Here is a 26,135-nt window from a genome sequence, read left to right on the forward strand (position 1 = left end):
CAAGGGAGACAAGCTCATGCAAATCAATAACAAGACTTTTATTGTCACCGGCGGCGCATCGGGTCTGGGCGCAGGCACCGTACGTATGCTGGTTGAAAACGGCGCCCGCGTGGTGATCGCCGATATTCAGGACGAGGCCGGTGAGGCTCTGGCCAAAGAGCTGGGCCAACTTTATCAGCGCTGTGATGTTACTTCCGAGCAAGATGCCCAGGCCGTCGTGGATCTGGCTTGCCAGGACAGCGCCCGCCCCCTGTTCGGACTGATCAACTGTGCCGGCGTGGCTCCCGCCTCGCGCACGGTAGGACGCAATGGCCCGCACACGCTGGACCTGTTCCAGAAAACCGTCATGATCAACCTGGTCGGCACCTTCAATATGTGCCGCCTGGCCGCTGCGGCCATGGGCAGCAACACCCCCGAAGCCTCGGGCGAGCGTGGCGTGCTGATCAACACCGCTTCGGTAGCCGCCTATGATGGCCAGATTGGCCAAGCCGCTTACGGTGCTTCCAAAGCCGGTGTGGTCGGTTTGACCCTGCCTCTGGCCCGCGACCTTGCCCAGACCGGCATCCGCGTCATGACGATTGCTCCCGGTATCTTCGGCACCCCCATGATGTTTGCCATGCCTCAGGAAGTTCAGGACTCCCTGGCGGCCAGCATTCCTTTCCCATCGCGCCTGGGTCGCCCTGAAGATTTCTCCCAACTGGTGCAGAGCATCATCAATAATGAAATGCTCAATGGCGAAACCATCCGTCTGGATGGCGCTATTCGTATGGCACCAAAATAACTTTCTGTATCGGCTCCAATGGGTTTGTTTCGCTCGGCGGCCACAATTAGTGGCCTGACGCTGCTGTCTCGTATCACCGGACTGGCACGCGATATTCTGATTGCCCGTGCCTTTGGGGCGGGCCCGCTCACCGACGCTTTCTGGGTGGCATTTCGCATTCCCAATCTGCTGCGACGCCTGTTTGCAGAAGGAGCGTTTTCACAAGCCTTTGTCCCCATCCTGGGGCAGGTGCGCAAGGAGCACGAGCAGGACAAGGTCCAGCAATTGCTGGACCGCGTCGCCCTGCTGCTGACCTTTGCTGTCATGCTGGTCACTGCCATTGGCATTGTTGCGGCCCCCTGGGTCGTCAGTGCCATGGCCAGTGGCCTGACCGCCCCCGAGCGACAAACCGAATTTGGTGCCGCCATCACCATGACGCGCATGATGTTCCCCTACATCATCTGCATGTCGCTGGTGGCTTTTGCCTCTGCGGTACTGAACACCTGGAGCCGCTTTGCGGTTCCGGCTTTCACTCCTATCCTGCTGAATCTGTCCATGATTGGCGCCAGCCTGTTTCTGGCCCAGCATATGGAAACACCCATTTACGCCCTGGCCGTTGGGGTGATGGTGGGCGGTCTGGCCCAATTGCTGGTGCAATGGAGCGCATTGGCCCGTCTGGGCCTGTTGCCACGATTCTCGCTACGACTGGGTGAAGCGCGCCGCGACCCTATCGTGCAGCGCATTCTTAAACAGATGCTGCCCGCCATTCTGGGCGTTTCTGTTGCGCAGATTTCCCTGCTGATCAATACCAATATCGCCACTTGGCTGCAGTCCGGCAGCGTGACCTGGCTGTCCTTTGCCGACCGTCTGATGGAGTTCCCCACTGCCCTGCTAGGTGTGGCACTGGGCACGGTCTTGCTGCCCAAGCTGTCGGCCGCCCATGCCGGCAAGGACGACAAGAATTACAGCGGCTTGCTGGACTGGGGCCTGCGCCTGGTCCTGCTGCTGGGCCTGCCTGCCGCCCTGGGCATGGCCTTGCTGTCCGACGGCCTGGTCGCCACCCTGTTTCACTACGGTGCGTTTGCAGCCGCTGATGTTGCCCAGACCAAATTGGCAGTCGGTGCCTATTCGGTTGGTCTGGTGGGCCTGCTGGCCATCAAGATTCTGGCCCCCGGTTTTTACGCCCGCCAGGATATTCGTACACCGGTGCGCATTGCCATTGCCGTCCTGATCATTACCCAGCTCTTTAACCTGGTACTGGTGCCCACGTTTGCCCATGCCGGGCTGGCCTTGTCGATTGGCCTGGGTGCCACCGTCAATGCGCTGACCTTGCTGGTCATGCTGCGAAAGCGCGGCATTTACCAGCCCAATCATGACTGGTTACGTTTTTTCCTGAAGATTATTCCCGCCCTGGCTGCTCTGGCCGCCGTCCTCTTGCTGGCTGACCGTTATATCGACTGGATCAGCCTGGGAGCCACGCCCCTGCTGCGTGTGCTGTATCTGGGCGGCGTGTTGCTTGCCAGCGGCATTTCCTATTTCGGCATGTTGTTTATCGTAGGCATTCGCCCCTCTTACTTTACAAAGCGGGCTTAGTATCCTAGAATAATTGTCTTTGCCGATTAAACTTTAAAACTTAGGCTTTATTAAAAATGGCTAATTCCGCACAAGCACGCAAGCGCGCCCGCCAAGCAGTGGCTCGCAACAAACACAACGCCAGCATCCGTTCCATGCTGCGTACCGCTATCAAGCGCGTTCGCCAGGCTATCGAAGCCGGTGACAAAACCGCTGCTAACGAAGTATTCCGCAAAGCGACCAGCATCATTGATCGCGTTGCCGACAAGAACATCATTCACAAGAACAAGGCTGCCCGCCACAAGAGCCGCCTGTCTGCTGCTATCAAGGCCCTGGCCTGATTGCTGAAGATTTTTAATGGTTTAATCGGCTCTGGCCTAAAAACCAGTTAGAAAGGGGGTGCTTAGCACCCCTTTTTTATTAGCCACAAAACCATTGCCTGAACATGCAGGCCAATCATGCTAAGTTATGGATTTGCTTTTTCATTAGCGAGTCCCCATGACACGTCCCATCGTGCTGCAACTGGCATCTTTGGCCCAGCACCCTTCTTTTGACGAAATCGACCGTCATTTCGAGCGCATTGTCCTCCAGGACCTGAACCAGCTCTCTGCCCAGCAGATCGAACGCGTACAGGTACTCCTGACCAGCGCTGTCACTGCTACCCCCGCTTCCTTGATGGACCGCCTGCCCGCTTTGAAAGCGATTTGCAGCGTAGGGGTAGGCTACGACTCCATCGACGTACAGGCCGCCAAACAGCGCGGTATTCAGGTCAGTACCACTCCTGATGTTCTGAACGATTGCGTGGCCGATATGGCCTGGGCCTTGATGCTGGATGCGGCTCGCCGTGTGACGGAATCGGATCGCTACGTGCGTGCTGGTCTGTGGGACAGACCCAATGGTTTCGGGCTGGGGACACGGGTCAGCGGCAAGAAGCTGGGCATTGTGGGCCTGGGACGCATTGGCCAGACCATTGCCCGCCGCGCCAGTGGCTTTGATATGGAACTGCGCTATCACAACCGCCGTCCACGTCACGATGTGCCCTGGCACTACGAGCCTTCCCTAATCGAACTGGCCCATTGGGCAGACATCATGGTGATTGCTGCCGTCGGTGGCGATGAGACACGGGGACTGATCAATATAGACGTGCTGAACGCCTTGGGTCCCAAAGGGATTCTGGTCAATATTGCCCGCGGCAGCGTGGTCGATGAAAGCGCACTGATTGCCGCCCTGCAGGAAGGACGACTGGGCTCTGCCGGGCTGGATGTGTTCGAGAATGAACCCCAGGTGCCCCAGGCCTTGCGCGATCTGAACCAGGTCGTTCTGGCACCGCACACGGCCAGTGCAACGCACGAGACACGCGAAGCCATGCTCTCGCTGACGCTGGAAAATGTATTGCAGTATCAAAAAACCGGCAAAGTGCTCACGCCGCTTACCGTATAAAAAAACAAGTCGCCTACCGTTTTAGCGGTGGCGACTTATTGAATGCGCTGTCTGAATCAGGAATCGACAGGGTCCATATTGTCGGGATCAATGCCGCTGGTTTTTAAATTATTATCATCGGCAAAGCCACAGACGAATTTCCAGGCCAAAGGTTCAAGCTCTCGCAGGCGCGCATCCACCACCACACATCGCACGCCGTCAATCAATCGCGGCACCACATAGGGCGAATAAGTCAGATGACCACCCATCGCCCCAGCGGGACGGAACTGGGACATTACACCGGCCAAGCGTTCTGCCCAATCACTGGGACGAAAGCGCTGATCCTGCCGGGTCACACCATGGATTACAAGTTGCTTCACTGGCTCTGTCATAACAATTAATCGCTAATCGTGCAGTTCAGGTATGCTGCACCTTTTCCTTTCTCGCCACGCATTGTATCCGATCGCGGCCACGCAAAGCCCGGGATTCAATAAATTAGCCGCTTGACAATTTATTGCTAATCATTACTTTGCCCTCTCGCTTTATTCCAAAACCAAACGGTTTCCCCTTCCCCGCCACAGGCCGGCTTTGCTCTTAATAGCCGGACAGGTTAAGATGGCTTTCTTTATCCGCAGGATTTTTTTATGGATGCCATCGTGCAAGCAGGACCGCTTCGGCACTTTCTGCAATTTCGCGACTTTTCTCACGACGAAATTTTATATGTGCTGGAACGCGCACGCCTGATCAAAGACAAGTTCAAACGCTATCAGCCGCACCACACATTGCACGACCGCACCCTGGCGATGGTTTTTGAAAAAGCCAGCACCCGTACCCGTGTTTCGTTTGAAGCCGGTATGTATCAGTTGGGCGGTTCGGTCATTCACCTGACCACCACCGACTCGCAGCTGGGCCGCTCCGAACCTATTGAAGATACCGCCCGCGTGGTTTCACGCATGGTCGATATCGTCATGATTCGTACCTTCGAGCAGACTCGTCTGGAGCGCTTTGCCTCCCACTCGCGGGTGCCGGTCATCAATGGCCTGACCAACGAATTTCATCCTTGCCAGATTCTGGCCGACATCTTCACCTTTATCGAACACCGTGGCGATATCAAGGGCAAGACCGTGGCCTGGATTGGTGACGCCAACAATATGGCCTACACCTGGCTGCAAGCGGCGGAAATCCTGGGCTTCACCCTGCATGTGTCGGCCCCTAACGGCTACCACCTGGAGTCGGATCGCACCGGCAACCCGGATTCCAGCATTCTGCGTGAATTCGACGACCCACTGGAAGCCTGCAAGGGCGCGCACCTGGTCACCACCGACGTGTGGACCAGCATGGGTTACGAAGACGAAAACGAAGAGCGCCGCAAAGCCTTTGCTGACTGGTGTGTGGATCAGGAAATGATGGATGTGGCCGACCCAGAAGCCATCTTCATGCACTGCCTGCCCGCTCACCGTGGCGAGGAAGTAACCGGCGAAGTCATTGACGGTCCACAAAGTGTGGTCTGGGACGAAGCCGAGAACCGCTTGCACGTACAGAAAGCATTGATGGAGTTCCTGATTCTGGGTCGTCTGGAAGCCTGAGTGCTTCTACACGGAGCAGACTTTGCTCAATGACATAAAAAGGGGATACGTCGTATCCCCTTTTTAATACCGGATCGCTTCACATGCCTATCCAAATGTGATTCACATAATCCCTTTGAATATACGTTCCAAACTGGCGTACTGCTGATCCTTTAACCGCCCAACTCAAGTACTCAAAGCGTCAGGCAATGCGATAAGCGATCTCAAGCAACACCGCCCACATCAACACCAGATTCGCTTTATTCCTGGATTTCCAAACCCGCCAAACGATAGCCAACCTGCAACTCCGTCAGCAGATATTTGGGTTGTGCCGCATCCTCTTCCAGCTTTTGGCGCAGCTGCATCATGTACACCCGCAGGTAATGAGGCCGATCGGAATACGCCGCTCCCCAGGTTTGATGCAGCAAATGTTGGTGCGTCAGCACCTTGCCATGCCCCCGAATCAAGGCCGTCAGCAAGCGAAACTCGATCGGTGTCAAATGCACCGCCTCCCCGTCCCGCGTGACCTCATGGGAAGCCAGATCCACCTGCACGTTCCCAAAGCGAACCCGCGAAGACGCCGCCTGAACATTCGGAACCAGCTGAGAGCGCCGTAACAAGGCCCGGATCCGGGCCAGCAGCTCCGGTACGCCAAAGGGCTTGACCAGATAATCGTCCGCCCCGGCATTCAAGGCTGCTACTTTTTCTTCCTCTCGCTCACGCGCCGACAGCACCAGAATGGGCGAATACACCCAGCTGCGCAGATCACGAATCAAGTCCTTGCCATCCCCATCGGGCAGGCCCAAATCCACAATCATCAAATCAGGGCGACGGGTTGCCGCATCCATGCGCGCCTGCGCCAGCGTGCTGGCCTCAATCACGGACATGCCTTCCTGCTCCAAGGCAATTCGCACGAAACGACGAATATTGGATTCGTCCTCCACGATCAGTATCTGGGCTTTGTTCATGTCAGTAGCTCATCACCATCCATACGGTGGGCCGCTTTCCAGGGCAGGCGAATCTCGAAGATCACGCCATGGGGCATACGCGGCTTGGCGCTGATCGTACCACCATGTGCGGCAATAATCGTGCGGCACAGGCCCAGACCCAAGCCCACACCTGCCACAGAGGACTCTTTCTGCCCCCGGGTAAACGTATCGAACAAGCGCTCGGGATCACCGGGCGGCAGGCCTGGCCCGTCATCACTGATCATTAAATACATGGACTGACCAGAACACAGGCCGCGCAGGGAAATCGTACTGGTGACGGGCGTATATTTGGCGGCATTATCCAGCAGATTCGTCACCACTCGCTCCAGCAAAACACCATCCACCTCGATCAAAGGCAGGTCGGCCGCAAACTCGGTCACCACCTTGCGAGGCTGCAAAGCCGCTGAGCAACGGGCAACGGCAATCCCCACAATCTCGCCCAGGGCATGCCATTCCTTATGCAACTTCACCCCTTCGCTTTGCATACGCGCCAGATCCAGCAGGTTGGATACCTGGCGGCGCAATTCGTCCGATTCAATGCGGATCGATCGGGCAATATCCGTGCGCTCGGTTTCACTCAAGCCTTTGGGCTGCTCCAGCGTTTCTGCCAGGCCTCGAATCACAGTCAAGGGCGTGCGTAAATCGTGCGAGACAGCGGATAGCAAGGTATTGCGCATTTTCTCCCCCTCCATGCGCAGCACCGTATCCTGAGCGATTTCCACATAATGAATTCGCTCCAGAGCCTGGGCCAAGGTAAAGCAACAAGCATCCAGCAAGCGCCGTCCATCCGGTGTCCTCAAGGAAGCGGCTCCGCCGGACTGCACCACCAAGACCCCACGCGGGGCCATGGGGCCTTTCAAGGGCAGATACAGGGCACTGGCACCGCTCAGGGTTTCAGTGCCATTACCGGCGGCTTCCATATGATCAAACACCCACTGCGCCACCGATAGCTCTATAAAGCCTGTATGACGAGTCGCTACCAACTGGTTTTGCTGATCCGGCACCACCAGTACCACCTGCATCTCGAACAAAGGTTCCAGCGTATCGCGGCAGACCGCCAGGACTTGTTCCAGGGCCAAGGCTCCGGCCAAGTCCCGGCTGACACGAGTCAATGCCGCAGCACGGCGTTCACCATCACGGGCAGCCCTGGCTTCGGCCTGCAGCTTGGCAGCCAGTTGGCCAATAATCAGCGCCACTCCTAGCATGACACCGAAGGTAAAGACATATTGGGTATCCGTTACCGAAAAGGAATAACGCGGCTCGACAAAAAAGAAGTCGAAAAACGCCACTGACAGCAAAGAAGCCCATACCCCCGCCAGTCGTCCCAAACGCAGGGCAATAAAGACCACAGTGATCAGGAACAGCATAATCACGTTGGAGAGCTCGAAAAAGGGCAAGAGCTTCTCGGCCAGCAAGGTGGTCACAACGCAAATAATGGACGCAATCGACAAGGCCTTGCCTTGTGCCATGGGTTGTTCCAGCTCCAGGGGCCGTATGGGCCGCTGTACCGTATCCATACGCAGCAGCAGCAAACCAATTTCAGGGTTGCTGCGCGCCAAGCGCTCGGACAGGCGAGTGCGCCAGGGCCAGATAGATCGCACTGACGAGTTTCCCAAAATCAGCTTGGTCGCATTGCGCTGACGGGCATAGGCCAAAATCGTGTGCGCCACATCCTGCCCGGCAATATTGGCAAACTCGGCTCCGGCATGCTGAGCACTGGCCGCCAAGCGCACCAGTGCTTCCTGCGCCTTGATCTGCCCGCTTTCCTGCGGCGTATCCACATGCAGCACAATCCAGGGCGTCTGCAATTGCTGGGCCAAGCGCGCCCCCTCCCGAATCAGAGCTTCCTGGGCGCTATCGGCACTGACGCATACCATCAGTAACTCACGTGTCGGCCAAACTGTCCGGATCGCATGGGAGATCCGATACACATGCACGTCCGCATTGACCCGATCCGCCACCCGGCGCAAAGCCAACTCACGCAGAGCAATCAGATTGCCGCGACGAAAGAAGTTCTGACGCGCGTGGGCCACCGAGTCGGCCAGATACACCTTGCCCGCACTCAGACGAGACAAGAGATCATCCGGCGGCAGATCCACCAGCAAAACATCGGCCGCTCGATCGAAAATCCGGTCTGGCACCGTCTCCCGGACCCGTACCCCGACAATGCCGCCCACCACCTCATTCAGACTATCCAGATGTTGCACATTGAGCGCGGTATACACATCAATGCCCGCATCCAGCAACTCCTCCACATCCTGCCAGCGCTTGGCGTGTCGACTGCCTTCAATATTGGAGTGCGCCAGCTCGTCCACCAGCAGCAGTTGATAACCCGAGGCCAAGGCGGCATCCAGATCAAACTCCGTCACCACCCGCCCCTGACGTTGATACTCCTTGCGGGGCAGCACGGGCAAACCGTCAATCAGAGCCTGGGTTTCCTGGCGGCCATGGGTTTCCACAATCCCGATAGCCACGGACACGCCCTCGGACTGGCGTTGATGCGCCTCCTTGAGCATGGCGTAGGTTTTCCCTACGCCCGCACAAGCGCCGAAGAAAATCTTGAGCTGCCCGCGACGAGGCTGGTGCGGATCTTCGCCAATCACCTGCAGCAGCTCATCCGGGTCCGGCCTATCCTCAAGTGACATGAATCTGCGCACTCCATCCAGAAAATTGCTATTGATCTTACGCTCTTATCCAAAAAACGGCGTCAGCAGCAAATCAATCAGCTTGATGCCTATGAAAGGGGCGATCAGCCCTCCCAAGCCGTAAATCAGCAAGTTGCGTTTCAGCAAACGGCTGGCCGGTTCGGCCCGATACTTCACACCCCGCAAGGCCAAGGGAATCAAGGCGATGATGATCAAGGCGTTGAAAATGACTGCCGACAGGATGGCGCTAGCCGGACTATGCAGCTGCATCACATTTAAGGCACCCAAAGCAGGATACGTGACCACAAAAGCCGCAGGAATAATCGCAAAGTACTTGGCCAGATCATTGGCAATGCTGAAGGTGGTCAAGGCTCCGCGCGTCATGATCATCTGCTTGCCCACTTCCACCACACGCAGGAGCTTGGTGGGGTTACTGTCCAGATCCACCATATTGCCGGCCTCTTTAGCCGCCTGGGTGCCGCTGTTCATGGCCACGGCCACATCGGCCTGCGCCAGAGCAGGCGCATCATTCGTGCCGTCGCCAGTCATGGCAACCAGGCGACCTTCATCCTGATAGCGCCGAATCAATTGCAGCTTGTCCTCGGGCGTGGCCTCGGCGAGATAATCATCCACCCCGGCTTCGGCCGCAATGGCAGCGGCGGTCAGCTTGTTGTCCCCGGTAATCATGACAGTCTTGATGCCCATGGCGCGCAACTCGGCAAAGCGCTCCTTGATACCGCCTTTAACGATATCCTTGAGCTCCACCACACCCAGCACCTTATTACCTTCAGTGACGACCAGCGGTGTGCTGCCCCGGCGAGCGACCTCATTGACCAAGGTGTCCAGTTCGCGAGGAAACACGCCGCCCAGGGACTCGATATGGGAGCGCATGGTATTTGCCGCCCCTTTTCGAATCTGACGACCCTCGATATCAATGCCGCTCATGCGTGTATGGGCGCTAAAGGCAATGGTCTGCGCACCTTGCAATTCACGACCACGCAAAGTGAAAAGCTGCTTGGCCAGCACCACAATGGAGCGTCCTTCGGGGGTCTCGTCCGCCAACGATGCCAATTGGGCTGCGTCTGCCAAGGCCTGTTCCGATACCTGCGGCGCAGGCAAAAAGGCCGAGGCCTCCCGATTACCCAGCGTAATGGTGCCTGTCTTGTCCAGCAGCAGAACATCCACGTCTCCCGCCGCCTCGATAGCGCGGCCCGAGCTGGCCAGCACATTGGCTTTCATCATGCGGCTCATCCCGGCGACACCTACCGCCGACAGCAAGGCACCGATGGTAGTCGGAATCAGACACACCAACAGAGCAATCAAGGCGGTAATCGTAACGGGCGAACCTTGGCCGGTCAGCACCGTTGCAAAGCTGGAGAAAGGCAGCAAGGTCACGCACACCAGCAAAAAGATCAGCGTCAGGGCAACCAGCAAGATATTCAAGGCAATCTCGTTTGGCGTCTTGCCGCGCTTGGCGCCCTCCACCATCGCAATCATGCGATCCAGAAAAGCCTCACCCGGTTTGGCGGTGACCCGCATCACGATCCAGTCAGACAGAACGCGGGTTCCCCCCGTCACAGAACAAAAGTCGCCCCCCGACTCCCGGATAACCGGCGCCGATTCACCCGTAATGGCGGACTCGTCTACCGACGCTGCCCCCTGCAGCACTTCGCCATCAGCCGGAATAATCTGGCCCGCTTCAACCAGCACATAGGCACCGGGCAGCAGTTCGTCGCTGGGGACAGGCCAGGCGCGGCTATCACGGGCGGGGCCTTTCAGAACCTTGGCCATGACCCGCTTGCGCGTAGAACGCAGCGCATCAGCCTGCGCTTTACCCCGGCCTTCTGCCACGGCTTCGGCCGCATTGGCAAACAGGACTGTAAACCACAGCCAGGCTGCAATAGACCAGATAAAACCAGCGGGGGCCTCACCCTGCCCCATCAAGGCCTGCACGCCCAGCAAGCTGGTGACGATACTGCCCAGATACACCACACACATCACCGGGTTCTTGAACTGCACCCGAGGCGACAATTTCTTGAAGGCTTCCTTGCACACCGTGCCCCAGGGCACGGCCTGAAATGCCGTCGAACGCTCGGCTTCTTGCGGGGCTTTCAGATCAGTAATAGACATAATGACACCTGCTCCTAACGCACTGCGGGCTGGGCACGCTTGGCCATGTCCAGCGCCAGATTAAGCTCCAAGACCTGCACGCGTGGCTCGCCCAGCACCCCTAATTGACGAGCACTGGTATAGCGATCAATCAGGACCTGGACCTGAGCCAGCGGCATACCGCGCACTTTGGCGATACGAGCGGCCTGCAAACGGGCGTTGGCCACCGAAATATGCGGGTCCAAACCCGATGCCGACGCTGTGACAGCATCTACAGGCACGGGAGCATCCTCTGCCAAACCGTTCATCAGGCGATATGCCCTGCTGCGTTCTGCCACAGCCTCCAGCAAACTTTTGCTTAATACCCCCTGATTGCTGGCACCACTGGCCGCCGCGTTATAGGGCTGCGCAATGCTTTTGGAAGGGTCAGCCGGATCGGCTCCCAACGTCGCGCTGGGACGCCCATGGAAATACTCGGGCTGACTGAAATACTGACCAATCTGGCGTGAACCCACGAGCTGGCCGTCACGCAGAATCAGGCTGCCCTTTGCCTGCTCCGGGAACAGGGCGGTGCCGATAAAGGTCGTGGCCAACGGGTAGGCAATGCCCGTCAACAGCATAAAAAACAAGGCGGACAGCAGCACGGGACGCAAGAAGCTTTTCATCGTCGGTGCCGCCGGTGTCGAAACCATAAATTGATGGGTAGACATGACAGTCAATCCTCAAAAAGTAATGCCATCGAGCATCAACAGGTGCTCCACAATCGGGCCCAGCGCCAGTGCAGGCAGGAAAGTCAGCCCGCCCACCACCAGCACCACGAAAATCAACAGGCCGGTGAACAAGGGGGTGGCCGTCGACAAGGTGCCTGGTCCGGCAGGAACCGCTTTCTTGGCAGCCAGCACACCGGCCAGAGCCAGCAGGGGCAGCAGGGTCAGATACCGCCCCACCAACATGGCCAGCCCTATCGTTGTATTGAAGAAAGGTGTGTTCGCGTTGAAACCTGCAAAGGCGGAACCGTTATTAGCCGTACCCGAGGTATAGGCGTACAGAACTTCGCTGAAACCATGCGGCCCCATATTGGACAGACTGTCCATGGTGGATGGCAGCACGCTGGCCAAGGCCGTAAAGCCCAGAATGCTGAAGGCATGCGCCAGCATGGCCAGCATCACGTACTTCATCTCCCGCGCCTCGATCTTCTTGCCCAAGAACTCCGGGCTGCGCCCTATCATCATGCCCACCAGAAACACCGTCAGAATGGCGTAGCTGACCAGGCTGATAAAGCCCACGCCTATCCCGCCAAACACGTTGTTCAGCATCATTTGGGCAATCGGCACCAGGCCACCCAAAGGCGTCAGCGAAGAGTGCATGGCATCGACCGAGCCGGTAGTCGCAGCCGTGGTCACGGTGGCAAACAAGCTGCTTTGCGCCACACCGAAGCGCAGTTCCTTGCCTTCCAGATTGCCACCGCCCATCGTGCTGCTTTGTGTTTGGTCCACCCCCAGGGAAGTCAGCAAAGGATTGCCTGCCTGTTCGGCGCTATAAATCAGGGACAGAAAACCGATGAACATCACCAGGAAGGCCGCAAAGAAAGCCCAACCCTGGCGACGACGAGCCAGCATGGAGCCAAAGGCGTAAGTCAGGGCCGAGGGCACCAGCAACATGCTGAGCATATGCACGGTATTGGTCAGCGGCGTAGGGTTTTCAAATGGATGAGCCGCGTTCATACCAAAGAAGCCGCCCCCATTAGTCCCCACATGCTTGATGCTTTCAAGGCTGGCTACTGGCCCCAGAATTATCTGCTGCTTGAGACCTTCCAGCGTATTGACCACGACATCCGAGCTCAGTGTCTGTGGCATCCCCTGCCAGATATACAGCAAGGCCAGCAGGAAGCTGCACGGCAAGAGCAAGCGATACAAGGAGCGGGTGAAATCCACCCAGTAGTTGCCAATATCCGCCGAGCTTTTACGGCTTAAGCCACGGATGAAACCTCCTGCCGCTGCCAGACCCGTTGTGGCACTGATCATCATCAGAAAGGTGATGGCCGCCATTTGGGAAAAATTGGACAGACTGGATTCACCCGAGTACGCCTGCCAATTGGTATTGGTCGTAAAAGACACAGCGGTATTGAAGGCCAGGTCAGGCGTTTGCGCGGCGCGCTGCAGGCTGTCGCCGGGAATCCAGCCCTGCACCCGCAAAAGAATATATCCCAGAAGCAACATGGCGGCATTGCTCAACAAGAGCGCCAGACCATATCGCTTCCAGGACATTTTCTCTTCAGGATTCACGCCCAGCAGCCGATACGTGCCACGTTCGATCAGGCTGTGATTGGGGCTACTGAAAAAATGGGCAATCCATTTACCCACCACCACTAACAAGACCGTAGAGACGGCCAGAATAACTAGAAACTGCATCAGATCGTCCAGCATGACAGCTCCTCTTACAGCTTCTCGAGACCAAGAACAAATCCGGTCGCCATCGCAAAGAACGCGAACAGCACCGCTAAAAATAGAAAATCACTCATATGCACACCTGTTCCCACAATAAACACTTGCTGGCCTGAACTTAGAATTTTTCGGCCTTGAGCAAGGCATAGAACAAATAGATAAACAGCCCCAGAGAAATCCCTCCTGCCAGAACCGTAAAAAAGGACGCACTCATCCCGAACTCCTGATCAATGCTGACTTGCAGCAGACAGAGAAAGTCTAGGAGTGGCGGCATAAATTCAGAGCAGTGTTTACTGGCCCGCGTATAAAGACGGCATATGGATTTGGGCCAGGGCGACACCGGCACGCTCCAGCAACTGATCTGTCCAGCGTTGATAAGTCTGTCTGGCAATAAGGTGCAAAGTGCTCAGATGCTGATCCAGGCCCAACAAGATATGTTCCGCATCCTGGGCCGCCGGACCGTATACCTGCTCCAACTCGCAGCGGCCGTGATCACACCACTGACGGATGCTGTCGGCAGTCACTTCCAGGTGGCCTTGAAAGGCCCAATGCGGGCCCAGGCAAAAACCTTTATTCAGGCAATGTGGGCCGTATAAAGTCCGGCTGGCCCCCGAGGGAATCTGGAAGGTGTCGTAATGCCAGTTGAACAGCATGGCACGCCTGGGCAGGCCCATGACACGCCGGGCGTAGGGACTGCTCCAGACCTGGCCCCAGCCTATGTTCGGATACGGATTGCGCTGCACGCGGGCCCCCAGGGAACGCGCCAGCAGTTGTGCCCCGAAGCAATGCCCCAAAACCGGAACATGACGCTGAACCGCATCCTGCAACAAGGCATGCTCCTGCTCTATCCAGGGCAAAAGATCATTGACACTGCGATCACTGCCCAGCACCACCACCCCGCTGTAATCACGAGCCGACACGGGCGCCCGGCCATCCAGCGGCGACATGCACAAGTGATAGGGAAGACCGTAGCTCTCCAGATGATCCAGCAGCACCCCCGGCCCTTGCGTGACCTCGTGCTGCAAAACAAGAATGGGTTTCATGAGATGAAAGCCTGACCGCGCAGGCCTGTTGTTCAGGAGAACTCACTGTAGAACTGGCCGTATCAAGACCAGGATCTGTTTGCGATCAGGCTCGTATAAGTGGCATCAAGGGGGTTCCTGCTGCACACAAAAACCCAGGACCGTCATTTGCCTGACATATGCCTTTGCTCAAATGTAATCGTTTTCATTTTGACGGCTGGGTGTCATGGCCAACATAGGAATACTGGATGTCGCCAGAGCAGCACAGGTATCGGTTGCTACGGTCTCGCGCGTGCTCAATGAGCCGGAAAAGGTGGGTGAGAAAACCCGCCTGCGCGTGCAAGCCGCGATCGACGCACTGGCTTATGAGCCCAATGCCTCGGCACGCAGTCTGCGCAGCCAGCGCAGCCGAGTCATCGGCGTGGTCTTGCCGACCTTGCTCAACCCCGTCTTTGCCGAGTGCCTGAAGGGCATCGCCGATACCGCAGCCCGCGGCGGCTATGCCATCCTGCCCTTCTTTACCGACTACCACCTGGAACGTGAATCCCAGGCAGTGGCCTTGCTCCTGGCCAGTAATGTGGAAGGCATTGTGCTGGTGGTCTCCAACCCGGCTCACTCTCCTGCTTTAGGTCGGCTGAACAAGACACGCTGTCCCTACGTCCTGGCGTACAACCTGCATCCCGAGCATCCTTGCGTCACCGTCAACGGCGAGCAGGCCATGATTGAATTGATCGGCCACTTGGCAAGGCAAGGGCATCGCCGCATTGCCATGGTAAGCGGTCATCTGCACGTGTCTGATCGCGCCCAGCAACGCAGCCGTGGCTATCTGAAAGGAATGGACAAGGCTGGCCTGGTGCCCATGCCACTGCTGGAAGTGCCTTTCATGGATCAAGGAGAGCAAGAGCAAGCACCGTCTTCTGAGGACGTGCATCTTGCCAGCGTCGCCCGACTCTTGCGCCAACCGGAACGCCCCACAGCCATGATTGGCTCCAACGATCTGATTGCCATTCGCTGTCTGCGCACGGCACAGCAGATTGGCCTGCAGGTTCCCAACGATATCAGCGTGATCGGCTTTGACGGCATCGCCCTGGGCGCTGAACTGTTTCCACGCCCGGCCACCATCGCACAACCCAATGAAGAAATTGGTCGCCAGTGCATCGGCCTGCTGCTGGAGGCGGTAGCCCAGCAAAAAACGGTTCCCGCGCAGGCCTCGGTTCTGCTGCCCTACACCTTCAACCCGGGCGAGTCCTGCGCCCCTGCCCCTTGTTCACCACGGACGCATCCAGGATGAAGCCCCTTTCCTCTGCGGGACCCGCTCCCGCCCCCCTGCGTTCAAGCCAATCCCGACTTTTGCCTGACACCACTTACTGACTGGAGTGATCAACCATGAAACATATGCTGAGCACATTGGCTTGCCGCCTTGCACTGCCTCTGGCCCTGATAACAGTGGGAAGCGCGGCTGCTGCGCAGACGGCCATTTGCTACAACTGTCCACCCGAATGGGCCGACTGGGCCAGCCAGATCGAGGCCATCAAGGCGCACACCGGCATTACCGTCCCGCCCGACAACAAGAACTCCGGCCAGTCCCTGGCCCAGCTGGTTGCCGAGTCCGCCAATCCGGTCGCCGATGTGACCTATCTGGGCATCACCTTTGCCATTCAGGCCCAGAAAGAAGGCGTGACCCAGGCCTACAAACCCCAGGGCTGGGAACAGATTCCCGAAGGGCTGAAAGACCCGCAAGGCCATTGGTTTGCAATCCACTCCGGCACCATGGGCATCATGGTAAACAAGTCGGCCTTGGGCAATGTGCCTGTTCCTGCCTCCTGGAACGACCTGCTCAAGCCCGAGTACAAAGGCCTGGTCGGGTATCTGGACCCCTCTTCCGCCTTTGTGGGTTATGTAGGGGCCGTTGCCATCAACGAAGCCCTGGGCGGCAATATGGACAACTTTGATCCCGCCATCAACTGGTTCAAGGCCCTGCAAAAGAACAATCCCATCGTTCCCAAGCAAACCGCCTATGCCCGCCTGATTTCCGGCGAAATCCCCATCTTGCTGGACTATGACTTCAGCGCCTACCGCGCTCAGTACAAGGACGGCGAGGACGTCGCTTTCGTGATTCCCCAGGAAGGCACGATTGTGGTGCCGTATGTGATGTCCCTGGTCAACAAGGCTCCACACACCGAACAGGGACGCAAGGTGCTGGATTTTGTGCTGTCCGAGCAAGGGCAGTCCATCTGGGCCAATGCTTTCCTGCGCCCGGTTCGCAGCAGCGCCATCAGCAAGGAAGCCCAGTCGCGCTTCCTGCCCGACAGCGAATACGCGCGTGCCAAGGCCATTGACTATGAGCGCATGGCACAGGGTCAGAAACCCTTTGCCGAGCGTTATCTGGCAGAGGTCCGCTAAGCGGTCCATGTGGAGTTAGCGTATGCAACGCAAATACCTGCTGCCCTTGTGCTCGGCCCCTGCCGTCGCTTTCTTTGCCGCCTTCTGGCTCTTGCCTGCGGTACAGCTTCTGGCCCTGCCCGCACAAGAAGGCATGCACACCTACTGGGTCGTGCTGACATCAGGACGGTACTTGCAGGCCTTGCTGCAAACGCTGCTCCTGTCCGCCACCGTGACCCTGGCCACCTTGGTGCTGGGTGCCATGGTCGGTATCGTGATGGCTCGCTATCGCGTGCCGGCCAAGCGCCTGCTGCTCTCCCTGATGACGCTGCCCCTGTCCTTTCCTGGCGTCATCGTGGGCTTTTTCATTATCTTGCTGGGCGGTCGGCAGGGGCTGCTGGCCCAGATCGGCCAGGATCTGGGGCTGGGGCGAGTGACCTTTGCCTACGGCCTGCTGGGTTTGTTTCTGGCCTATCTGTACTTTTCCCTGCCCCGCGCCATTGCTACTTACACCGCAGCCGCCGAATCCATAGACCGCAATCTGGAGGAAGCCGCGCGCTCCTGTGGAGCCACACGCTGGGACATTGCCAGAGATGTCTGGATACCGGAACTGGCTCCCACGTCCCTGTCTTGCGGTGCCATTGTTTTTGCCACCTCCATGGGCGCTTTCGGTACGGCGTTCACCCTGTCCAGCCGCTACGAAGTGTTGCCCATCACGATCTATAACGAATTTACCAACTATGCGAATTTCACCCTGGCGGCCAGCTTGTCCATTTCCCTGGGGCTGCTGACATGGTTTACCTTGTGGCTGGCCCGGCGTCTGGTCCGCGATCCCTCGGTCGTTATTTGAGGGCATCATGAAACTGAAAACGGCTTCACCCCCCCATCGCCCTGCCCCCCTGCTTCTGGCTGTCACCGGACTGACCGTGCTGTTCCTGCTCGGCCCCATTCTGGTTTCCGTGCTGGCCGGGCTGGTCAACAATTATCGTATCGGACTGAAAAGTGGCCTGACCCTGAAATGGGTGGAGCAAGTCTGGGCCAACTACGGCAGCACAGTCTGGCTATCCCTGCAGCTGGCGCTGCTTTGTGTGCTGGCTGTCATTGTGCTGGGCGTCCCCTGTGCCTATGCCCTGGCACGCAGCCGCTCCCGTCTGGCGCGCAGCTTTGAAGAACTGCTGACCTTGCCAGTGGCGGTCCCCGGCATGGCCTCGGCCCTGGCCCTGCTGCTGGCCTATGGCTCCTTGCAAGGCTTTCGTCAAAGCTTCTGGTTCATTCTGGTGGGCCACATTGTGTTCACACTGCCCTTTATGGTGCGTACGACCACGGCAGCTCTGCAAAAACGCAGCCTGATCGATCTGGAAGAAGCGGCCCGCTCGCTGGGAGCCAGCTTTACGCAAATCTTTTTCGGCGTCCTGCTGCCGGCCATCCTGCCTGCGATTGTGGCTGGCAGCCTGATGGTCTTCACCTTGTCGCTAGGCGAGTTCAACCTGACCTGGATGCTGCATACGCCACTGACCCGCACCTTGCCCGTGGGGCTGGCCGATAGCTATGCGTCCATGCGTATCGAGGTGGGCTCGGCCTATACGCTGATTTTCATGCTCGTCATCTTGCCCGTGCTGTGGGGGCTGCAGACCTTGGCGCGCTTGCTGGAGAAACACTATGGAAAATAAACACATACCGGTGCGTATCGAACACTGCGCCAAAACCTATGCCGATGGCACACGGGGATTGCATCTCAGCACCCTGGACATCGCCCCCGGTGAAGTCATGGCTTTGCTGGGGCCCTCGGGCTGCGGCAAGACCACCTTGCTGCGACTGATCGCCGGCCTGGAAATGCCCGATGCCGGCAGCCGCATTCTGTTCGACGACCAGGACGTCACCCATCTGCCGATTGAAAAACGTGAGGTCGGCATGGTGTTTCAACATTACGCCCTGTTCCCGAACATGACGGTGGAAGCCAATATCGGCTATGGCCCGAAGATCAAGGGAATGGATCTGGCCGCACGCCAAAAACTGGTGGGTGAGCTGGTCGATCTGATGCGCCTGAACGGTCTGGAAAAACGCCAGCCCTCCGCCTTGTCAGGTGGGCAACGACAACGAGTTGCCATCGCACGTGCCATTGCCAATCAACCCCGCGTTCTGCTGCTGGACGAGCCGCTGGCCGCCCTAGATGCCAAGCTGAAAGTCTCCTTGCGCGACGAGCTGGCCGAGCTGCTGCGACGCCTGCGTATCACGGCCATTCATGTGACCCACGATCAGCAGGAAGCGTTTGCCATTGCCGACCGTCTGGCCGTCATGCACGAAGGCCGCATCATTCAGATTGGCGATGGCGAAAGCCTGTACCGCCATCCGGCCCACCCTTTTGTCGCTACCTTCCTCGGGCGGGTCAACGTCCTGCAACGCAGCGAACAAAGCCTGCTCAATAACGAAATCCGTCTGGCAGACCTGAGCCTGACTTGCCCCGAGACCTTGCGCGGGGCGCAGGAGTTGCTGGTTCGCCCGGAGGACATCAGCGTTTGCATGGATACACCCAGCGGCTGGGCACGTGCCAACGTGCGACAACGCAGTTTTATGGGCGGACGGGTGCAACTGACCCTGGACGTGGACGGACAAGCCCCTCTGATTGCCGAGGTAGACCGTGATCACGGAGCCGTCCTTGGCAGTACAGTGGGAATTCACATCAACCCCGGCAAGCTGATGCCCGGTACCGTGCCACTCTCTTAACGCAAACGGATAACGATGCTGAAAACATTACTGATTCAAATGACGGACCCGCATATTCGGGAAGAAGGTCGGCTGGCTTATGGCCGTCTGAATACCGCACTCTATCTGCAGGACGCCATCAACCACGCTCTAGCCCTGCCACAGAAACCGGATGCCCTGGTGTTGACGGGCGATCTGACCGACTTTGGTCGACCACAGGAATATGCGCACTTGCGCCGCTTGCTGGCACCGCTGGGCTCCATCCCGGTGTATTTGTTGCCGGGCAACCATGATGACCGCCAGCAACTGCGCGAGAGCTTTCCCGAACATACCTATCTGGGTAAGGCCGGGCCCGTTTGCTACAGCGTGGACATTGGAGAGCTTAGACTGCTGGCCCTGGACAGTGCGGTATTGGGAGCCAGCGCGGGCAGTCTGGATCAGGAACAACTGGACTGGTTACGTACCGAGTTGGCCCAACAGCCTGAGCGCCCTACCATCATTGCCCTGCATCACCCTCCTTTCAACACCTTGATCGGCCATATGGACAAGATAGGCCTGCTGCAAGGAGCGGAACAACTGGAAGCGATTGTGCGCCGACACAGCAATATCGAACGTGTGATCAGCGGGCATTTGCATCGCAATATCCAGATCCGTTTTGGCGGCACCATTGCCAGCACCGCCCCATCGGTGGCGCATCAAGTCTGTCTGGATCTGGCTGAAAATGCAGCATCGGCTTGGACACTGGAACCACCCGGCTATGCCGTTCATGCGCTGGACAGCCTTGGCCAGATCGTGACCCATACTGCCACCGTCGGCCAATTCGACGGCCCCTTCGCCTTCCATGAGCCAAGCGGGAAACTGATCGACTGATTGGATGTACGGCATACACCAACGGCTGCTTGGCCTTGATGGTCTCGTCAAGCAAAGTTGACTATAGGTCCCTCTTTGCTAGCTCAAGGCAGTAGCAAACGCTGACAGCATTAAGCAAAGCCGTTCAAGAACGCTAGGCCCACCCCATACAAAACACCCCAATATCGGATTCAACCGATATTGGGGTGTTTTGATACTGCTGCTTCAGATCATGGGCTGCTCAGAGACACCCCGATCTGCAAGCCATGTCTTACTTCTTGCTGTCTTTCAGCTGAGGTACAGCCGAACCAGCGGCAGGAGCCAACAGGCCAGCCTGGGTGTAGGTGAACAGCTTGTCGCGGGTGTCCACGATGTCCAGGTTACGCATGGTCAGCTGACCGATACGGTCGCGTGGCGAGAACATGCTGTCCACTTTTTCCATGCTCAGACGCTCGGCCTTGTAAGTCAGGTTAGGCGAGACGGTGTCCAGAATGGAGTAGTCGTTACCGCGGCGCAGTTCCAGTGTCACTTCGCCAGTTACGGCACGAGCCACCCAGCGCTGGGCGGTTTCACGCAGCATGATGGCTTGTGGGTCAAACCAGCGGCCTTGGTACAGCAGACGGCCCAGACGCAAACCATTGATGCGGTACTGTTCGATGGTGTCTTCGTTGTGGATGCCGGTGACCAGACGCTCGTAAGCAATGTGCAGCAAGGCCATGCCGGGGGCTTCGTAAATGCCACGGCTCTTGGCTTCGATGATGCGGTTTTCGATCTGATCGCTCATGCCCAGACCATGACGGCCACCGATGCGGTTGGCTTCCAGCATCAGTTCCACAGGGTCGGAGAATTCCACGCCGTTCAGGGCGACAGGCTGACCTTCTTCAAAGCGCACACGCACTTCTTCAGCAGCCACGGCCACATCGTCACGCCAGAAAGCCACGCCCATGATGGGTTTGACGATATTGATACCGGCGTTCAGGTACTCCAGATCCTTGGCTTCGTGTGTGGCGCCCAGCATGTTGGAGTCGGTGGAGTAGGCTTTTTCGGCCGACATCTTGTAGTCGAAGCCGTTTTCCTGCATGTACTCGGACATCTCGGCGCGGCCGCCCAGCTCGTCAATGAAGGTCTGGTCCAGCCAAGGTTTGTAAATCTTCAGTTCTGGGTTGGTCAACAAACCGTAGCGGTAGAAACGCTCGATGTCATTGCCCTTGTAGGTGCTGCCGTCGCCCCAGATATGGACGTCGTCTTCTTTCATGGCAGCAACCAGCATGGTGCCGGTTACAGCACGACCAATAGGCGTGGTGTTGAAGTAAGTGACACCGCCGGTGGTGATGTGAAAGGCGTTGCACTGCAAGGCGGCAATCCCTTCAGCCACCAGTTGCTGACGGCAGTCCACCAGACGGGCCAGCGTGGCACCGTATTCCTTGGCCTTGCGGGGAATCGCATCGTAATCGGGTTCGTCAGGCTGACCCAGGTTCGCGGTGTATGCGTAAGGGATCGCGCCCTTGTTGCGCATCCACAAAAGTGCAGCGCTGGTGTCCAGGCCACCGGAAAAGGCAATGCCGACCTTCTGGCCGACTGGAAGAGATTCAAGGATGGTTGTCATTATCGCGTCAGTAGTGGTGTGCAAGTACAGTTCCGCCCGTAAGGCTCTCTTGTAGAGCCCTGCCCGCGGCAGGATCAATATGTCATTATATCGTCTTGACCGACCCTGGACACCTTTGCGTAGCTGGATTTAATTACTCGATGAACTAGAACATCCATTTTTACCTGGAGACAAGCCATGCCCGAGACCCACGCTCAACCCGCTATCAGCCGTTATCCCGTCCCCACGCTGGCCGAAATGCCCGAGGATATTCGCAGTCGAATTGAAGCCGTGCAGGAAAAATCCGGTTTTATTCCGAATGTGTTTCTGGCTCTGGCCCACCGTCCTGACGAATTCCGCGCTTTTTTTGCCTATCACGACGCGCTGATGGAAAAGCCCAGTGGTTTGAGCCATGCAGACCGGGAAATGATTGTGGTGGCCACCTCCGCCGCCAATCAGTGTCATTACTGCGTGATTGCCCACGGTGCCATCTTGCGCATCCGCGCCAAGAATCCGCTGGTGGCAGACCAGGTTGCCGTGAACTGGCGCAAGGCCGATATTCCGGCACGCCAAAAAGCCATGCTGAGCTTTGCCATGAAAGTCTCGCAAAACGCTCAGGAGATTGAAGACGCCGACTTCCAGGCCCTGCACGAGCACGGTTTCAGCGACGAGGACGCCTGGGATATTGCCGGTATCAGTGCCTTTTTTGGTCTGAGTAACCGCATGGCCAACTTCATGTCCATGCGCTGCAATGACGAGTTCTATATGCTGGGACGCGTTCCCCGCTAAACATGATGCGTTACGCCCTGTTGTTTGCCGGGTGGATTTGTGTGGCGCTGGCGATTGCCGGCGCTGTTTTACCCTTGCTGCCTACCACGCCATTTGTACTATTGGCCGCGTGGTGCTTTTCCCGTAGCTCCCCCCGCTTTCATCAATGGCTGCTGGATCAACGCCATCTGGGCCCATACCTGCGCAATTGGGAGAACGGCCAGGGCTTGACCCGCCAGGCCAAACGCCGGGCGCTGATCATGTTGTGGCTGTCGCTGGCCGTCTCGGCCTGGCTGACCAGTCACCTGGGCTGGTATCGACTCGGACTCTTGATTCCAGGCATTTTCGCCACCCGCTATTTGCTGCGTGCCAAAACCCTGGATGACACCCCTTCCGAGCCTGTGCAAAAATAGCCTGCTTGAACCGATCCTGGCTTGACCCTTTTTGCTTGAAACACCTATGTCCAATCCTGTCATCTTGCTGGCTGCCGCCTACATCACCAACTCTGAAGGCCAAATTCTCCTGGTCCGCAAACGTGGCAGCGCCTATTACATGCAGGCAGGTGGCAAGCTGGAAGCAGGTGAAACGCCCTTGCAAGCCCTGCAACGCGAACTGGACGAAGAGCTGGGCCTGACAGCGGAAGAAACCGCCTCTGCCCGCTACGAAGCATACTTTGAAAGCCCCGCCGCCAATGAACCTGGCCACGTGGTTCACGCCCACGTTTTCACTTTGACGGTAAACCGGGAAATCCAGGCCGCCGCCGAGCTGGAAGAAGCGCGCTGGGTCAGCCCGCAGGAAATCCGTTCGCTGACGCTAGCCCCCTTGCTGGCTAATCACATTCTGCCGCGCCTGTGCGCCCAGGCCGCCGCCTGAGTGCCAGCCCGCACAAGACTTCCTTCAGCCTTGTGCCGTCCAAGCCACGAACCGCCTATTTTTTGGCATAATGTCGCCCTTGAGTCCCCCTCTTGTGGGGACGCAGCTATTTGCCCGACCAGCCCGCAACGGCGGGCTTTCTTTATTGAGCGCTAATTTATGTCCTCTTTGCCCTGTCAAGGCGCAATCGTCACCTTTACCCTGCAGCAGCTGCGTGCCGCCACGCAAGCCGGGGGGATTTTAGGTGTGTCCATCAAAGGACAAGGCAATCATTTTTTTGTACAAGTGGCCACGCGTGCCGGTCAGGCCGTGCTGGTTACAGCCCGCAGCAAAGATCCGCGCAGTTTCAAGAGCCCCTTACAGGCCATGGTTCTGCTCAAGCAAGTGGGTATCGTCACAGGCCAGTTTGATCTGACCCAGTACTCGCCTGACCAGCACGAAACCGCCCCGCGCAGCCGTCGCCGCCCGGCCAAACCCAGCAAACTGGGACTGCGCTGGAACCGGATTGCAGAAAGCATCTCCAGCCCCGCTCAACCTTCTTTGGATGATCCCAGCCTGGACATCAGTGAAGAACAGACGCGTCGCCTGATCGCCAGGCAGGAAAACCAGCAGTTAAGCCTGCTGGGCAACTAAACGCAGCCCACTTGTGCTTCTGGACGTGTTGAGCGCATAAGCCGCGTCCAAAGCCTGTTCCAGGTCTTGCTGCAAGTGCTGGGGCTCTTCCAACCCCACATGCAAACGCAATAACTGCCCTTCCCCGAACAAGGCTTTCCCATTGCGTTTGGGCATATCCATGGGTAGAGCCAGACTCTCGAAGCCCCCCCAGGACAGACCGATGCCAAACAGGCGCAAGGTCTTGAAAAAGCAGGATAACTGCGCTTCGCTCAAGGGTTCCAGCACAAGGCCAAACAAGCCGGTAGAGCCGGTGAAATCCCGCTTCCAGATGGCATGACCGGGATGCGATTCCAATGCCGGATGCAACACCCGCTGAACCTGCGGATGATTCTCCAGAAAACGGGCAATCTGCAAAGCACTGGCTTGGTGCTGACGCAAACGCACACCTAAAGTACGCATGCCGCGCAGCGCCAAAAAGGCATCGTCAGGACCGGCTGTCTGACCAAAATCATGTGCAGCACGGCGCAGCAACGGCCAGGCACGCTCATTCGCGGTGGCAATTCCCAGCAAGGCATCGGAATGCCCGGTCAGATACTTGGTGGCCGCCTGAATGGATACGTCCACACCATGCTCGAAGGGCTGGAAGAACAAGGGAGTAGCCCAGGTATTGTCCAAGAGCACATACGCCCCCACCGCATGTGCGCAGCGAGCAATCGCAGGAATATCCTGAATCTCGAAAGTGGCCGAACCGGGCGACTCTACGTACACCACCTTGGTATTGGGACGAATCAGGCTGGCCATGCCCTCCCCCACAGACGGCTCGTAAAACTGCACCTGAATACCCATGCGGCTGGCCAGCACCTGCTGGGCAAACGCGCGTACCGGTCCATAGACTGAATCCGGTATCAGCAAATGATCTCCAACTTCCAACATGCCCAACAAGGCATGAGTACAGGCCGCCAATCCAGAGGGAAACAAGCTGGCCTGAAAACCGCCTTCCAGCTCGGCCACGGCCTGCGTCAAGGCTTGCAAGGTGGGATTGGTGAAACGGCCATAAGACGCGTAGGGATTGTCAGGCTCCTTGCGCTGCGCCCATTGCTCCAGATTGTCGGCCAGGATCGTGGAGCCGCGACAAACGGGTACATTCACAAAACCAGCCGACACGCTGGTGTCCCGTCCTACATGGGTCAAACGGGTATGTTGATAATTGCAGTCCTGCATGCTGTTTTCCTGATCCTGATCGCTAGAGATGAATGGAAACAGTCTACGCAAGAGCCCAAGGGCAATTATTGCGTTTTCACGCTACTGTAGGCAGAATTCGGGGAATAAAAACCTACAATCAGCAAGATTATTGGGAAATTATTTTTATGCTGGATAAATTCGACAAGCACATTCTGGAGATCCTCCAAAACGATGCCACCTTGGCCATTCAGGAAATTGCCGATCGGGTGGGTTTGTCCAGCACACCCTGCTGGCGACGCATACAGCGCCTGGAGCAGGAAGGCTATATCGAAAAACGGGTGGCTTTGCTCAGCTCTGAAAAGCTGAATGTCGGGGTGACGGTGTTTGTGGCCATCAAGACCAATCAGCACAACAAACAGTGGTACAGCCAGTTTTCGGCCGTGGTGGAGGCGATCCCGCAAATTGTGGAGTTCTATCGCATGAGCGGCGATACCGACTATTTGCTGCGCGTGGTTGTGCCTGACATCAAAAGCTTTGACCGTGTTTACCAGCGCCTGATCTCGGAAATAGAGCTGACCGACGTCAGCTCCAGTTTCGCCATGGAGCAGATCAAGTTCACGACCCGTCTGCCCCTGGACTACGCCTGACCCAGT

The 26,135-nt window shown here is 57.6% G+C and carries 26 protein-coding genes; 16 read left to right on the forward strand and 10 right to left on the reverse strand.

Translation table 11 applies throughout. The features are described 5' to 3' along the window. Positions 1-16 precede the first annotated feature (16 nt). The 4 genes from OSH04_RS13110 (at position 17) to OSH04_RS13125 (ending at position 3,772) form a co-directional block, all read left to right on the forward strand. A complete protein-coding gene (locus OSH04_RS13110) occupies positions 17-781 on the forward strand; it encodes a 3-hydroxyacyl-CoA dehydrogenase (protein WP_060186008.1) in 765 nt (254 codons plus the stop codon). An 18-nt stretch (positions 782-799) separates the two neighbouring features. Continuing rightward, the gene (gene murJ / locus OSH04_RS13115; RefSeq protein ID WP_083053773.1) at positions 800-2,353 is read left to right on the forward strand and encodes a murein biosynthesis integral membrane protein MurJ; all 1,554 of its coding nucleotides are present in this window, start codon (positions 800-802) and stop codon (positions 2,351-2,353) included. A gap of 56 nt (positions 2,354-2,409) precedes the next feature. Then, positions 2,410-2,673, forward strand: coding sequence for a 30S ribosomal protein S20 (gene rpsT / locus OSH04_RS13120; protein WP_009455654.1), 264 nt, complete (start codon positions 2,410-2,412; stop codon positions 2,671-2,673). A 157-nt stretch (positions 2,674-2,830) separates the two neighbouring features. Further along, a complete protein-coding gene (locus OSH04_RS13125; RefSeq protein WP_060186010.1) occupies positions 2,831-3,772 on the forward strand; it encodes a 2-hydroxyacid dehydrogenase in 942 nt (313 codons plus the stop codon). A 56-nt stretch (positions 3,773-3,828) separates the two neighbouring features. On the opposite strand, the gene OSH04_RS13130 is transcribed toward OSH04_RS13125, so the two are convergent. Further along, the gene (locus OSH04_RS13130; RefSeq protein ID WP_009455652.1) at positions 3,829-4,143 is read right to left on the reverse strand and encodes a DUF3579 domain-containing protein; all 315 of its coding nucleotides are present in this window, start codon (positions 4,141-4,143) and stop codon (positions 3,829-3,831) included. Between the two features lie 252 nt (positions 4,144-4,395). On the opposite strand from OSH04_RS13130, the gene argF reads away from it, so the two are divergent. Then, positions 4,396-5,337, forward strand: a complete 942-nt coding sequence (argF, locus tag OSH04_RS13135; RefSeq protein ID WP_021446751.1) for an ornithine carbamoyltransferase — start codon at positions 4,396-4,398, stop codon at positions 5,335-5,337. A 239-nt stretch (positions 5,338-5,576) separates the two neighbouring features. Here argF and OSH04_RS13140 read toward each other — a convergent pair whose 3' ends face one another. The 7 genes from OSH04_RS13140 to OSH04_RS13170 all read right to left on the reverse strand — a co-directional run bounded on the left by OSH04_RS13140 (position 5,577) and on the right by OSH04_RS13170 (position 14,546). Then, entirely contained in the window at positions 5,577-6,284 is a 708-nt protein-coding gene (locus tag OSH04_RS13140; RefSeq protein WP_266108636.1) for a response regulator, read from the reverse strand. Beyond that, positions 6,281-8,950 (reverse strand): sensor histidine kinase, encoded by a 2,670-nt coding sequence (locus OSH04_RS13145; protein WP_266108637.1) that lies wholly within the window; start codon positions 8,948-8,950, stop codon positions 6,281-6,283. Before OSH04_RS13145 ends, OSH04_RS13140 begins: the two co-directional genes overlap by 4 nt. Positions 8,951-8,995: 45 nt before the next feature. After that, positions 8,996-11,080, reverse strand: a complete 2,085-nt coding sequence (gene kdpB / locus OSH04_RS13150) for a potassium-transporting ATPase subunit KdpB (protein WP_266108638.1) — start codon at positions 11,078-11,080, stop codon at positions 8,996-8,998. A gap of 14 nt (positions 11,081-11,094) precedes the next feature. Beyond that, positions 11,095-11,769, reverse strand: a complete 675-nt coding sequence (gene kdpC, locus OSH04_RS13155) for a potassium-transporting ATPase subunit KdpC (RefSeq protein ID WP_266108639.1) — start codon at positions 11,767-11,769, stop codon at positions 11,095-11,097. A 12-nt stretch (positions 11,770-11,781) separates the two neighbouring features. Then, positions 11,782-13,485, reverse strand: a complete 1,704-nt coding sequence (gene kdpA, locus OSH04_RS13160) for a potassium-transporting ATPase subunit KdpA (protein WP_060186013.1) — start codon at positions 13,483-13,485, stop codon at positions 11,782-11,784. 136 nt (positions 13,486-13,621) lie between these two features. Next, positions 13,622-13,717: a K(+)-transporting ATPase subunit F gene (gene kdpF, locus OSH04_RS13165; protein WP_022983188.1), complete on the reverse strand. Its 96-nt coding sequence runs from the start codon at positions 13,715-13,717 to the stop codon at positions 13,622-13,624. Positions 13,718-13,793: 76 nt separating this feature from the next. Beyond that, a complete protein-coding gene (locus OSH04_RS13170; RefSeq protein ID WP_266108640.1) occupies positions 13,794-14,546 on the reverse strand; it encodes a type 1 glutamine amidotransferase in 753 nt (250 codons plus the stop codon). Positions 14,547-14,751: 205 nt separating this feature from the next. On the opposite strand from OSH04_RS13170, the gene OSH04_RS13175 reads away from it, so the two are divergent. The 6 genes from OSH04_RS13175 to OSH04_RS13200 all read left to right on the forward strand — a co-directional run bounded on the left by OSH04_RS13175 (position 14,752) and on the right by OSH04_RS13200 (position 20,480). Further along, positions 14,752-15,816, forward strand: a complete 1,065-nt coding sequence (locus OSH04_RS13175; protein ID WP_266108641.1) for a LacI family DNA-binding transcriptional regulator — start codon at positions 14,752-14,754, stop codon at positions 15,814-15,816. Positions 15,817-15,920: 104 nt separating this feature from the next. After that, the gene (locus OSH04_RS13180) at positions 15,921-16,928 is read left to right on the forward strand and encodes an ABC transporter substrate-binding protein (RefSeq protein ID WP_407066161.1); all 1,008 of its coding nucleotides are present in this window, start codon (positions 15,921-15,923) and stop codon (positions 16,926-16,928) included. A 22-nt stretch (positions 16,929-16,950) separates the two neighbouring features. After that, positions 16,951-17,757, forward strand: coding sequence for an ABC transporter permease (locus tag OSH04_RS13185; protein ID WP_266108643.1), 807 nt, complete (start codon positions 16,951-16,953; stop codon positions 17,755-17,757). Positions 17,758-17,764: 7 nt separating this feature from the next. Further along, positions 17,765-18,577, forward strand: a complete 813-nt coding sequence (locus OSH04_RS13190; protein WP_266108644.1) for an ABC transporter permease — start codon at positions 17,765-17,767, stop codon at positions 18,575-18,577. Next, positions 18,567-19,631, forward strand: coding sequence for an ABC transporter ATP-binding protein (locus tag OSH04_RS13195; protein ID WP_266108645.1), 1,065 nt, complete (start codon positions 18,567-18,569; stop codon positions 19,629-19,631). The genes OSH04_RS13190 and OSH04_RS13195 overlap by 11 nt, the downstream gene beginning before the upstream one ends. Positions 19,632-19,646: 15 nt before the next feature. Next, entirely contained in the window at positions 19,647-20,480 is an 834-nt protein-coding gene (locus OSH04_RS13200; protein ID WP_266108646.1) for a phosphodiesterase, read from the forward strand. A 250-nt stretch (positions 20,481-20,730) separates the two neighbouring features. Here the strand turns inward: OSH04_RS13200 and argG are convergent, their stop codons facing one another. Further along, complete coding sequence (gene argG, locus OSH04_RS13205) at positions 20,731-22,065, reverse strand: argininosuccinate synthase (protein WP_035268236.1); 1,335 nt, start codon at positions 22,063-22,065, stop codon at positions 20,731-20,733. 177 nt (positions 22,066-22,242) lie between these two features. Between argG and OSH04_RS13210 the strand changes: the two genes are divergently transcribed. The 4 genes from OSH04_RS13210 (at position 22,243) to OSH04_RS13225 (ending at position 24,318) form a co-directional block, all read left to right on the forward strand. Then, positions 22,243-22,833, forward strand: coding sequence for a peroxidase-related enzyme (locus OSH04_RS13210; protein ID WP_009455594.1), 591 nt, complete (start codon positions 22,243-22,245; stop codon positions 22,831-22,833). Between the two features lie 2 nt (positions 22,834-22,835). Beyond that, positions 22,836-23,225 carry a YbaN family protein gene (locus tag OSH04_RS13215; RefSeq protein ID WP_009455593.1) on the forward strand — a complete coding sequence of 130 codons (390 nt, stop codon included), beginning with the start codon at positions 22,836-22,838 and terminating at the stop codon, positions 23,223-23,225. Positions 23,226-23,271: 46 nt separating this feature from the next. Continuing rightward, on the forward strand, positions 23,272-23,685 hold the full coding sequence (locus tag OSH04_RS13220; protein WP_035268238.1) for an NUDIX hydrolase: 414 nt from the start codon (positions 23,272-23,274) through the stop codon (positions 23,683-23,685). Between the two features lie 159 nt (positions 23,686-23,844). After that, the gene (locus OSH04_RS13225) at positions 23,845-24,318 is read left to right on the forward strand and encodes a hypothetical protein (protein WP_009455589.1); all 474 of its coding nucleotides are present in this window, start codon (positions 23,845-23,847) and stop codon (positions 24,316-24,318) included. Here the strand turns inward: OSH04_RS13225 and metC are convergent. After that, complete coding sequence (gene metC / locus OSH04_RS13230; RefSeq protein ID WP_266108647.1) at positions 24,298-25,521, reverse strand: cystathionine beta-lyase; 1,224 nt, start codon at positions 25,519-25,521, stop codon at positions 24,298-24,300. The genes OSH04_RS13225 and metC overlap by 21 nt on opposite strands. A gap of 146 nt (positions 25,522-25,667) precedes the next feature. Here metC and OSH04_RS13235 point away from each other — a divergent pair, with 146 nt between their 5' ends. Continuing rightward, the gene (locus tag OSH04_RS13235; protein WP_009455584.1) at positions 25,668-26,129 is read left to right on the forward strand and encodes an Lrp/AsnC family transcriptional regulator; all 462 of its coding nucleotides are present in this window, start codon (positions 25,668-25,670) and stop codon (positions 26,127-26,129) included. Positions 26,130-26,135 lie beyond the last annotated feature (6 nt).

The organism is Alcaligenes nematophilus (assembly GCF_026344155.1).
Classification (GTDB): domain Bacteria; phylum Pseudomonadota; class Gammaproteobacteria; order Burkholderiales; family Burkholderiaceae_B; genus Alcaligenes; species Alcaligenes phenolicus.

Excerpts from the sequence above, each read along its gene's own strand:
- OSH04_RS13195 (WP_266108645.1), top strand. The coding sequence starts at position 18,567 with ATGGAAAATAAACACATACCGGTGCGTATCGAACACTGCGCCAAAACC.
- OSH04_RS13170 (WP_266108640.1), bottom strand. The coding sequence starts at position 14,546 with ATGAAACCCATTCTTGTTTTGCAGCACGAGGTCACGCAAGGGCCGGGG.
- argF (WP_021446751.1), top strand. The coding sequence starts at position 4,396 with ATGGATGCCATCGTGCAAGCAGGACCGCTTCGGCACTTTCTGCAATTT.
- OSH04_RS13225 (WP_009455589.1), top strand. The coding sequence starts at position 23,845 with ATGTCCTCTTTGCCCTGTCAAGGCGCAATCGTCACCTTTACCCTGCAG.
- OSH04_RS13200 (WP_266108646.1), top strand. The coding sequence starts at position 19,647 with ATGCTGAAAACATTACTGATTCAAATGACGGACCCGCATATTCGGGAA.
- OSH04_RS13180 (WP_407066161.1), top strand. The coding sequence starts at position 15,921 with ATGCTGAGCACATTGGCTTGCCGCCTTGCACTGCCTCTGGCCCTGATA.
- OSH04_RS13185 (WP_266108643.1), top strand. The coding sequence starts at position 16,951 with ATGCAACGCAAATACCTGCTGCCCTTGTGCTCGGCCCCTGCCGTCGCT.
- OSH04_RS13215 (WP_009455593.1), top strand. The coding sequence starts at position 22,836 with ATGATGCGTTACGCCCTGTTGTTTGCCGGGTGGATTTGTGTGGCGCTG.
- murJ (WP_083053773.1), top strand. The coding sequence starts at position 800 with ATGGGTTTGTTTCGCTCGGCGGCCACAATTAGTGGCCTGACGCTGCTG.
- OSH04_RS13110 (WP_060186008.1), top strand. The coding sequence starts at position 17 with ATGCAAATCAATAACAAGACTTTTATTGTCACCGGCGGCGCATCGGGT.
- OSH04_RS13145 (WP_266108637.1), bottom strand. The coding sequence starts at position 8,950 with ATGTCACTTGAGGATAGGCCGGACCCGGATGAGCTGCTGCAGGTGATT.
- OSH04_RS13190 (WP_266108644.1), top strand. The coding sequence starts at position 17,765 with ATGAAACTGAAAACGGCTTCACCCCCCCATCGCCCTGCCCCCCTGCTT.
- OSH04_RS13130 (WP_009455652.1), bottom strand. The coding sequence starts at position 4,143 with ATGACAGAGCCAGTGAAGCAACTTGTAATCCATGGTGTGACCCGGCAG.
- kdpF (WP_022983188.1), bottom strand. The coding sequence starts at position 13,717 with ATGAGTGCGTCCTTTTTTACGGTTCTGGCAGGAGGGATTTCTCTGGGG.
- OSH04_RS13220 (WP_035268238.1), top strand. The coding sequence starts at position 23,272 with ATGTCCAATCCTGTCATCTTGCTGGCTGCCGCCTACATCACCAACTCT.
- kdpB (WP_266108638.1), bottom strand. The coding sequence starts at position 11,080 with ATGTCTATTACTGATCTGAAAGCCCCGCAAGAAGCCGAGCGTTCGACG.
- metC (WP_266108647.1), bottom strand. The coding sequence starts at position 25,521 with ATGCAGGACTGCAATTATCAACATACCCGTTTGACCCATGTAGGACGG.
- kdpA (WP_060186013.1), bottom strand. The coding sequence starts at position 13,485 with ATGCTGGACGATCTGATGCAGTTTCTAGTTATTCTGGCCGTCTCTACG.
- OSH04_RS13175 (WP_266108641.1), top strand. The coding sequence starts at position 14,752 with ATGGCCAACATAGGAATACTGGATGTCGCCAGAGCAGCACAGGTATCG.
- OSH04_RS13235 (WP_009455584.1), top strand. The coding sequence starts at position 25,668 with ATGCTGGATAAATTCGACAAGCACATTCTGGAGATCCTCCAAAACGAT.
- OSH04_RS13140 (WP_266108636.1), bottom strand. The coding sequence starts at position 6,284 with ATGAACAAAGCCCAGATACTGATCGTGGAGGACGAATCCAATATTCGT.
- OSH04_RS13125 (WP_060186010.1), top strand. The coding sequence starts at position 2,831 with ATGACACGTCCCATCGTGCTGCAACTGGCATCTTTGGCCCAGCACCCT.
- kdpC (WP_266108639.1), bottom strand. The coding sequence starts at position 11,769 with ATGTCTACCCATCAATTTATGGTTTCGACACCGGCGGCACCGACGATG.
- argG (WP_035268236.1), bottom strand. The coding sequence starts at position 22,065 with ATGACAACCATCCTTGAATCTCTTCCAGTCGGCCAGAAGGTCGGCATT.
- rpsT (WP_009455654.1), top strand. The coding sequence starts at position 2,410 with ATGGCTAATTCCGCACAAGCACGCAAGCGCGCCCGCCAAGCAGTGGCT.
- OSH04_RS13210 (WP_009455594.1), top strand. The coding sequence starts at position 22,243 with ATGCCCGAGACCCACGCTCAACCCGCTATCAGCCGTTATCCCGTCCCC.